The organism is bacterium, assembly GCA_016873475.1.
In the GTDB taxonomy this organism is placed as follows: Bacteria; Krumholzibacteriota; Krumholzibacteriia; order JACNKJ01; family JACNKJ01; genus VGXI01.
In genome coordinates this window covers 1-8,482 of the sequence record VGXI01000142.1, presented here as the reverse complement: position 1 = coordinate 8,482, position 8,482 = coordinate 1, and the positions used below count along the sequence as shown (strand labels likewise).

At 70.9% G+C, this 8,482-nt stretch carries 4 protein-coding genes and 1 pseudogene; 2 read left to right on the top strand and 3 right to left on the bottom strand.

Annotated features, from left to right (window positions below; all coding sequences use genetic code 11):
* The first annotated feature begins 835 nt into the window (after positions 1-835).
* Entirely contained in the window at positions 836-1,183 is a 348-nt protein-coding gene (locus FJ251_11150) for a hypothetical protein (protein ID MBM4118274.1), read from the top strand.
* Positions 1,184-1,427: 244 nt separating this feature from the next.
* Here the strand turns inward: FJ251_11150 and FJ251_11145 are convergent, their stop codons facing one another.
* The 3 genes and pseudogenes from FJ251_11145 to nifJ form a co-directional block, all read right to left on the bottom strand.
* A complete protein-coding gene (locus FJ251_11145; protein ID MBM4118273.1) occupies positions 1,428-2,114 on the bottom strand; it encodes a hypothetical protein in 687 nt (228 codons plus the stop codon).
* Positions 2,000-3,003 (bottom strand): annotated as a pseudogene (locus FJ251_11140) (dihydroorotate dehydrogenase-like protein). The gene FJ251_11145 and the pseudogene FJ251_11140 overlap by 115 nt, the downstream one beginning before the upstream one ends.
* Positions 3,004-3,017: 14 nt before the next feature.
* Positions 3,018-6,626: a pyruvate:ferredoxin (flavodoxin) oxidoreductase gene (gene nifJ, locus FJ251_11135; protein MBM4118272.1), complete on the bottom strand. Its 3,609-nt coding sequence runs from the start codon at positions 6,624-6,626 to the stop codon at positions 3,018-3,020.
* Positions 6,627-7,279: 653 nt separating this feature from the next.
* Here nifJ and FJ251_11130 point away from each other — a divergent pair.
* On the top strand, positions 7,280-8,482 hold a 1,203-nt coding region (locus FJ251_11130; GenBank protein MBM4118271.1), incomplete at its 3' end, for a PQQ-like beta-propeller repeat protein.

Sequence of the window (8,482 nt, the reverse complement as noted above, 5' to 3'; positions counted from 1 at the left end):
GCGACACCGTGCTGGTCACGCCCGGCATCTACCACGGCAATGCCAACAAGCGTCTCGACTTCGGGGGCCGCGCGATCCGGCTGCTGAGCGAGCAAGGCGCGGCCTCGACGGTCATCGACTGCGAGCTGGCCGGCCGCGGCTTCGACTTCAACGACGGCGAAGGCCCCGGCGCGATCGTGGACGGCTTCACGATCCGCAACGGCCACGTCTTCTACGAGTGGGAGTCCTTCAACGGCGGCGGCATCCGCGTCAGCGGCGCCTCGCCGACCCTGCGCAATCTCGTCATCGAGGCCTGCCGCGCGAAGGGCGCCGGCGGCGGCCTCGTGCTGGGCAACTCCCAGTCCCAGGTGAGCAACCTCACGCTGCGGGACAACGAGGCCTACGGCCAGGTCTACGGCAACGGCGGCGGGCTCGCCGTCTTCGGCGGCGCGCCCCTGCTCGGCGGCCTGCTCATCCACGACAACGCGGCCCTGGAAGAAGGCGGCGCCGCCTACTTCAGCGGCAGCACGACCCAGCTCGTCCAGTCCACACTCAGCGACAACAGCGCCGCGCGGGGGGGGGCGCTGGCCCTCGCCTACGGCGCCCAGCTCACGCTGCAGCGGCTGATCGTGAGCTTCAACGGGGCGGCCACCGGCGGCGCGCTCTACGAGGCGGACGCGCCGTCGACGACGACCTGGAGCTGCAGCGACATCTTCGGCAACGGGGCGGCGCCCTACGGCGGCCATGCCCAGGCGCCAGGCGCCGACTGCCTTGCCGAGGACCCGCTCTACTGCGTGATCACCGGCCTCGACTACGAGCTCGCGGATGCCTCGCCCTGCGTGCCGGAGAACAATGCCTGTGGCGTGCTGATGGGCGTCTACGGCGTCGGCTGCACGCTGACGGCGAACCCGCCGGCGCCCGGCAGCTTCTACCTGGCGCCGAACCACCCGAACCCGTTTTCAATCCGGCGACCGAGCTGCGCTTCGGCCTGCCCGCGCCCGCGACGGTGACGCTGAGTGTCTTCGACGTGCAGGGCCGTGAAGTGGCGCGGCCGCTGGCCGCGGCGCCGCTCGCCGCCGGCGAGCACCGCCTGCGCTGGGAGGCCCTGGACGCCGCAGGCCGCCCCCTCCCCTCGGGCGTCTACTTCTGCCGACTGGACGCCGCGGGCCGCCAGGCGAGTCGCGCCCTCCTCCTGCTCAAGTAGGCCAACGCCAGGCCGGTTGCGGCGTTGGCGCCGTGCTAGCTTGCCTGCACTCGCGATGCCGGGAGGGCGGGCGTGCCCCCTGCTTCTTCGCCAACGCTGGCGCTGATCATGGCGTTTGCCCTCGCGCTCCCGGGCGCTGCGTGGGCGCGGGGCGCGGCCGCGACCGTGCCGCCGGCCCTGGGCACGAAGGTCCTGGACGGTCGCTTCGTCCACAGCGTGGGCGAGTTGCAGCTCAACGTCACAGCTACGGGCTCTTCGGCTCCTTCCCCGCGAGAACCTCGACATGTCCTGGGCGCCCTCCGCGCAGTGGCCGCGGGGAAGCGGCGTCGAGTTCCTCTACATCGCCGGCGTCTGGGTCGGCGCTCGCCGCAGCGGCCTGCCCAGCGTGAGCACGGCCTGGCCGGACCCCGAGTTCCCCCATCCCGGCGACCGCGCGACGGACACGATCTATGCGAGCTTCGCCGGCGCGGCCGGGGGCAACCGCCTGCTCAGCGCCCAGCCCGACGACGACCTGGACGCTGCGATCGACGAGGATCCCCTCGACGGCGAGGACGAGGACGGCGATGGCCACGAAGTCCGGCTTCCCCTCCAGCTCGGCGAGACTGCGCGCGCAGGGCAGGCCCTGCAGGGTGTCGGCCTTCGGATTCACCGGCACGATGCGTCCCGGAATGCCGGCGGCGATCAGGTTCGCGAGGATGGCGTGGCCCACCTTGCTAGGCGTGGCGGAGGCGCCGACGATGGCGACCGTTCGGGGGCTGAGCAGGGACTCGAGCCTGGGACTCCCTTTCGCGACGAAGAGGCGGCGCGGGGCGGGCGCTAGCCGGCGCGTCCGGTGAAGCGCTGCAGCGCCTGCACGTAGAGCGCGCGCTCGTAGGCGGCCGGTTCGGCCACCGACTTCTGGCTCATGCTGCCCTTGAGCTGCTCGACCGATTCGTACTCGCGCTCCTCCATCCAGGCGCGCATGCCGGCGAGCAGCTCCCCGAAGACCTCCGGCCCGCGGGCGTAGATCGCCGAGGCGAGCATGACGGCGTCGGCGCCGGCCATCAGCATCTTGAAAGGCAGTCGATCGGCGTGTGGATACCGCTCGTCGCCGCCAGGTTCGCCCGCAGGCGCCCGTGCAGGATGGCGATCCAGCGCAGGGGCAGGCGCATGGCCTGCGGCGTGCTGAGCAGGATGTTCGGCCGCACGACCAGCTCGTCGAGATCCAGGTCCGGCTGGTAGAAGCGATTGAAGAGGACGAGGCCATCGGCGCCTGCCGCGTCCAGGCGCGCCGCCATCTCGGCCATGTTGCTGAAGAAGGGGCTGAGCTTGATCGCGACCGGGATCTTCACGGTCGCCTTCACGCTGCTGAGCACGTCGACGTAGATCTGCTCCACCTCGCGGCCTGAGAGCCGCGGGTCGGTGGGGATGAAGTAGACGTTCAGCTCGATGGCGTCGGCGCCGGCCTCCTCGAGGTGTCGCGCGTAGGCGGTCCAGCCGCCCTCGGAGACGCCGTTGAGGCTGGCGATGACGGGGATCGCCAGGCTCTGCTTGAGCGCTCGCAGCGTTTTCAGGTAGCGCTCGGGGCCGAGGCGGTAGTCGCTCCGGGCCGGGAAGTAGCTGAGCGCCTCGGCGTAGCTCTCGGTGCCATGCGTCAGGTAGTGGTCCAGCTCGCGCGACTCGGCGAGGATCTGCTCCTCGAAGAGCGAGGGCATGACGATGGCCGCGGCGCCGGCGTCCTCGCAGCGGCGGGCGGCGTCGAGGTCGAGGTTCACCGGCGAGGCCGACGAGATGAGCGGGTTCTTGAGGGCCAGGCCGAGGTAGCGGGTCTGCATCTCCATTGCGGTTCCTCCCGTCAGTCGTCGCTGGTGGTGGGGGTCGGCTTGCCGCCGCCCTTGTCGTCGCCGTTGCCGCCCTCGAAGTGGAGCCCGGCGAGCTGCTCGTAGAGGTGCCAGCGGGCGCGCACGCCCGCTTGCGCCTGTTCGACCAAGGCCGCGGACACCTCGGGCTTGCTCTTGGTGAGCATCTTGTAGCGGGTCTCCTGGTAGACGTAGTCCTTCAGGGCCATCGTCGGCGCCTTGCTGTCGAGCTGGAGCGGGTTCTCGCCCGCCGCCGCCCGCTCCGGGTCGAAGCGGTAGAGCAGCCAGTGGCCGCTCTGGACGGCGGCCCTCTGGTTGTCCGTGCCCTTGCCCATGTCGATGCCGTGGGCGATGCAGTGGCTGTAGGCGATGATGAGCGACGGCCCGTCGTAGGCCTCGGCCTCGACGAAGGCGCGCACCGTCTGGGCGTCGTTGGCGCCCATCGCCACCTGGGCGACGTAGACGCTGCCGTAGCTCATCGCCATCAGGCCGAGGTCCTTCTTGCCGGCCGGCTTGCCGCTGGCCGCGAACTTGGCGACGGCGCCCATCGGCGTCGACTTGGACATCTGGCCGCCGGTGTTCGAGTAGACCTCGGTGTCGAGCACGAGCACGTTGACGTTGCGGCCCGAGGCCAGCACGTGGTCGAGGCCGCCGTAGCCGATGTCGTAGGCCCAGCCGTCGCCGCCCATGATCCAGACGCTCTTCTTGACGAGCATGTCGGCCAGGTCGGCCAGGCGCCGGGCGCGCGGGTCGCAGAGCGCGGCCAGGCGCTCCCTCAGCTTCGCCACGCGCTCGCGCTGGTCGTGGATGTCGGCCTCGCTCCCCTGCGGCGCGGCGAGCAGAGCCTCGGCCAGATCGCCACCGACCGCTTCCCGCAGGGCGCCGAGCAGCTCGCGGGCCATCTCGCGCTGCTTGTCGATGCTCAGGCGGAAGCCGAGCCCGAACTCCGCGTTGTCCTCGAAGAGGCTGTTGCACCAGGCGGGACCGCGACCGGCGGCGTCCTGGGCCCAGGGCGTGGTCGGCAGGTTGCCGCCGTAGATCGACGAGCAGCCGGTGGCGTTGGCCACCACCATGCGATCGCCGAACAGCTGAGAGGCCAGCTTGACGTAGGGCGTCTCGCCGCAGCCGCCGCAGGCGCCGCTGAACTCGAAGAGGGGGCGCAGGAACTGGCTGTCTTTCACCCTGGTCAGCGCCAGCTCGCGGCGGTCCGGCTCGGGCAGCGAGAGGAAGAAGTCGAAGCTGGCGCGCTCCTGGGCGCGGATGGGCGCCAGGGGCTCCATGTTGATCGCCTTCAGGCGCACCTCGGTCTTGTTCTTGGCCGGGCAGACGTGGACGCAGAGGCCGCAGCCCGTGCAGTCCTCGCCCGCCACCTGCAGCGAGTAGGCGAGGCCGGCCAGCTCCTTGCCCTTCGCCTCCGTGTGCTTGAAGCCGGCCGGGGCGCCGGCGAGGGCGGCCGGGGCGTAGACCTTGGGTCGGATCGCCGCGTGCGGGCAGATCAGCGCGCACTTGTTGCACTGGATGCAGGTCTTCGGGTCCCAGACCGGCACCTCGAGGGCGATGGCGCGCTTCTCCCAGCGCGCGGTGTCGGTGGGGAAGCTGCCGTCGGGCGGGAAGGCGCTGACGGGCAGCTCGTCGCCGAAGCCGGCGATGATGCGCGCGGTCACTTCGCGCACGAAGGCGGGCGCCGCGGCGGCGACGGCGGGCGCCAGCTCGCGCGTGCTCGTCACGGCGCCAGGCACCTTCACCTCGTGCAGGCCGGCCAGCGTGCTGTCGACGGCGGCGTAGTTCTGGCGCACGACCTCCTCGCCGCGCTTGCCGTAGGTCTTCTTGATCGCCGTCTTGATGTGCCCGATCGCCTCCTCACGGGGCAGGACGCCGCTGATCGCGAAGAAACAGGTCTGCATGATCGTGTTGATGCGCAGGCCCATGCCCGTCTCGGCGGCCACCTTGTAGGCGTCGATGACGTAGAACTTGATGCGCTTGTCGATGACGGTCTGCTGCACCTTCTTCGGCAGGGTGTCCCAGACCTCGCTCGGTCCCGCTTGGGTGTTGAGCAGGAAGACCGCGCCCGGCTTCGCCTTGAGCAGCATGTCGTACTTCTCGAGGAAGACGCTCTGGTGGCAGGCGACGAAGTCGGCGTCCTGGATCAGGTAGCTGCCGCGAATGGGCTTCTTGCCGAAGCGCAGGTGGCTGATCGTCATCGAGCCGCTCTTCTTCGAGTCGTAGACGAAGTAGCCCTGCGCGTAGCTCTCGGTGTTCTCGCCGATGATCTTGATGCTGTTCTTGTTCGCGCCCACGGTGCCGTCGGCGCCCAGCCCGTAGAACATGCCCTGGAAGGTGTCCTTGTCGGCGATCGTCCACTGCGGGTCGTAATCCAGGGAGCTGCCGCTGACGTCGTCGCGGATGCCGACGCTGAAGTGGTTCTGCGGTGCGGGCCGCGCCAGCTCGTCGAGGACGCCGCGGACCATGGCCGGCGTGAACTCCTTCGAGGAGAGGCCATAGCGGCCGCCGACCAGGCGCGGCATCGCGAAGGGCAGGCCGCCGGCCTGCTGCGCTTCGAGCAGGCTCGTGAGCACGTCCTGGTAGAGCGGCTCGCCGAGGGCGCCCGGCTCCTTCGTGCGGTCGAGGACGGCGAGCGCCTTCACGGAGCGCGGCAGGGCGGCGAGGAAGGCGGCCGCCGCGAAGGGCCGGTAGAGGCGCACCTTGAGGACGCCGACCTTCTCGCCGCTGGCCGTGAGGGCGTCGATCGTCTCGTGGGCGGTCTCGGCACCGGAGCCCATCAGCACGAGCACGCGCTCGGCGTCGGGCGCGCCCTCGTAGTCGAAGAGGTGGTAGCGGCGGCCGGTGAGGGCGGCGAAGCGGTCCATCGCGGTCTGCACGTGGCCGGCGCAGGCCGCGTAGAAGGGATTGCCTGCCTCGCGGGCCTGGAAGAAGACGTCCGGGTTCTGGGCCGTGCCGCGCAGCTGCGGCCGGTCGGGGCTGAGAGCCCGCGCGCGGTGGGCGCGCACGAGATCCTCGTCGATCATGGCGCGCAGATCGTCCAGCGCAAGCTGCTCGACTTTTAGAACTTCGTGGCTGGTGCGGAAGCCGTCGAAGAAGTGGAGGAAGGGCACGCGCGCGGCGAGGGTGGCCGCCTGGGCGATGATCGCGCTGTCCATCACTTCCTGCACCGAGCCGCTGGCGAGCATCGCCCAGCCGGTCTGGCGCACGCTCATCACGTCGCTGTGGTCGCCGAAGATCGAGAGCGCGTGCGTGGCCAGCGTGCGCGCGGAGACGTGGAAGACCGTCGCGGTCAGCTCGCCGGCGATCTTGTACATGTTCGGGATCATCAGGAGCAGGCCCTGCGAGGCCGTGAAGGTCGTCGTCAGGGCGCCGGTCTGCAGGCTGCCGTGCACGGCGCCGGCCGCGCCGCCCTCGCTCTGCATCTCGACCACGGTGGGGACCGTGCCCCAGATGTTCTTCTCCCCCTGGGCCGAGTAGTCGTCCGCGAGTTCGCCCATGTTCGAGCTGGGCGTGATCGGGTAGATGGCGATGACTTCGTTGACCTTGTGGGCGACGTAGGCCGCGGCCTCGTTGCCGTCGATGGTCACGCTGCTCCGGCTCATGCTGGACCCTCCATGTGGAATTCCGGACCCAATTTACTGAGGGGCGCCTGAGTGTGCCAGGGAGCAAAGCCTTTATTCCTAGGTGAGTTATCTCGCGGCTCCTGCGGCATGACGCCAACTGGTTGGGGGGCTGTGGCGGCGCTATACTTGAGGCCCCAGGAGGTCGGTGATGCCCTGTCGTGTATCGCTGTTGGTCGCCCTCGTCTGCCTGCCCGCCCTCGCCCTCGCCGCCGGCGGCGACCAGCTCTGGCGCTTCCAAGGCATCGAGGACATCAACGCGATGGCCACGCTGCCGGACGTGGACGGCGACGGTTTCAGCGACATCGTGGTGGAGACCTATGACGCCGGTGCCGTCGGCGACCACCTCTACCTGCTCTCGGGCGGCCAGGGCGACCCGCCGCCGGTGCTCTGGTCGATCCGCCCGCAGAGCGGGGCGAGTGACGGCGGCGGCTACGGCGACTCCTGTCTCGAGACCTGCCCCGATCTCTCGGGCGACGGCTTCCCCGACGTCCTGCTCGGCACGGCCTGGGGCAATCGCAGCGTTCACGCCGTGGACGGCCGCACGGGGGACCTACTGTGGACCTTCGACTCCTACCTGCAGTCGGCCTCGGGCTGGGTCTACGACGTGAGCTGGATCGCCGACCGCACGGGCGATGGGCTCCCCGAGGTGGGGGGCCTGCGCGCTGGGCAGCGACGCCAACTGCGGCTACCTGCTCAGCGGCGCCGACGGCAGCGTCGTCTGGCGCTTCCCCGCCCAGGATGCCCTCTACCGCGCGCTCGCCCTGCCCGATCTCGACGCCGACGGCGTCCAGGACCTGCTTTTCGTCGCCGGGGACAACGACGTCAACGTGTACTGCGTGAGTGGCGGCAGCGCGGGGCCCGTCGGCCAGCTCATCTGGTTCCGCAACCTGGGCTCGAGCAACCACTGCGCCACGGTGATCGACGACATCAGCGGCGACGGCCTCGCCGAGCTGGTGGTGGGCCGCTGGTCGGCCGGCGCCCAGGTGCAGTGCCTGGACGGCGACACGGGCACCGTGCGCTGGAGTTTCGACAACGGCAGCTACAACTACGTCATGCGCCTGGTCACGCTGAGCGACGTCAACGGCAACGGCGCCCGCGACATCGCCATCGGGTCCTGGGAGCGTGCCCTGCGCGTGATCGACGGCGCCACCGGCGCTCTGATCTGGCAGTCCTGGGCGGGCACCCTCAACGGCGGCGACTTCTGGGCCGTGGACCGCGTGGACGATCTCACGGGCGACGGCGTGGACGAGGTCGTCGGCGGCTCCTTCGACACGAAGGTCTACCTCTTCAGCGGCGCCGACGGCGACACGCTCTGGATGTTCGCTGCCGGCAAGCGGCTCTACAGCGTGCGCGGCACGGCGGACCTCTCCGGCACCGGCGGCCCCGACGTGCTCGCCGGCACGCAGTACCTGAACGGCGGTGGCTGGGCCTTCGCGATCGAAGGCGGCGCCGACCTGACGGCCGTGCCGCCCCTGGCCATCGCGAGCGGCGACGCGCTGCTCGCGGGCGCTGCCGTCGCGCTGAGCTGGCGCTGCACGGAGCCGCTCGCCTGCAACCTCTACCGGCTGCCGGCCGGCCCGGGGGACGCCCGCGCGGTGCGGCGGGCGCAGGCCGAGCGCTACGCGGCCGGCCTGCTCGGCCGCGACGCGCTGCTGGCGGCGATCCGCGAGGAGACGCCGGCGCGGCGCTCGCCCCTGAACGCCGAGCCGCTCCTGCCGCGGGCAGGAGCGAGCGGAGCCTGGGACTACGCGTTCCGCGACACCCCGCCCGCCGGCGACTGGCGCTACGCGCTCTACGGGCTGGCGCCGGACGGGGGCGAGGTCCTCCTGCTCCCC